We start from the raw sequence: 630 nt of genomic DNA, 5'->3' as shown, positions 1-630 counted from the left end.
GACTCCATCTGTGCGTACTTAAAATGTTTGGAAGAACTAAGCGCAGGTAACCATGAGTTTGCCTTAGCGAAAAAGCGCCTAGACGTCACTTTACAAGAACGTAAAACGCCAGAAATGGAATACTTCCTTAATACATTCGCCCCAAGCTTTGAGCTATCGCTGGATGAAATCAGTTAGCCAGTTTAGTTTATGGAGATAAACGTGTCGTTTGAATTACACTCTTTGTGGCAAGAGCGCCACGATGATGAGCATAAAATCCGCCGTGATGACCACCGCAGCCCCTATCAACGTGATAGAGCGAGAATCCTGCACTCTGCGGCATTTCGACGCCTGCAAGCGAAAACTCAAGTTCATGGCAACAGCTTGGAAGACTTTCATAGAAGTCGACTTACCCACTCGTTAGAAGCGGCCCAATTAGGCACGGGTATTGTCGCGCAACTCAAAAAGAAACAGTCTGAATTTAAAGAACTATTGCCCTCGGACAGTTTGATTGACTCTCTGTGTCTCGCGCACGATATCGGCCACCCACCATACGGACACGGTGGCGAAGTCGCATTGAACTATATGATGCGTGACCATGGTGGCTTTGAAGGCAATGCGCAGACTTTTCGCATTGTGACCAAATTGGAG

Annotated in this window: 2 protein-coding genes; both read left to right on the top strand. The window is 47.1% G+C overall.

What is annotated here, in order from left to right:
- The coding region (locus R8O10_RS25915) for a YfbR-like 5'-deoxynucleotidase (protein WP_318192056.1) at positions 1–177 on the top strand (177 nt) is incomplete at its 5' end.
- A gap of 12 nt (positions 178–189) precedes the next feature.
- Positions 190–630: dGTP triphosphohydrolase (gene dgt / locus R8O10_RS25910; protein WP_318192055.1), on the top strand; the 441-nt coding region annotated here is incomplete at its 3' end.

It is taken from the genome of Vibrio sp. 1727 (assembly GCF_033344415.1).
GTDB classification, from domain to species: Bacteria; Pseudomonadota; Gammaproteobacteria; order Enterobacterales; family Vibrionaceae; genus Vibrio; species Vibrio alginolyticus.
The sequence above is the reverse complement of the archived record's forward strand: the minus strand, read 5'-3'. Positions and strand labels throughout refer to the sequence as shown.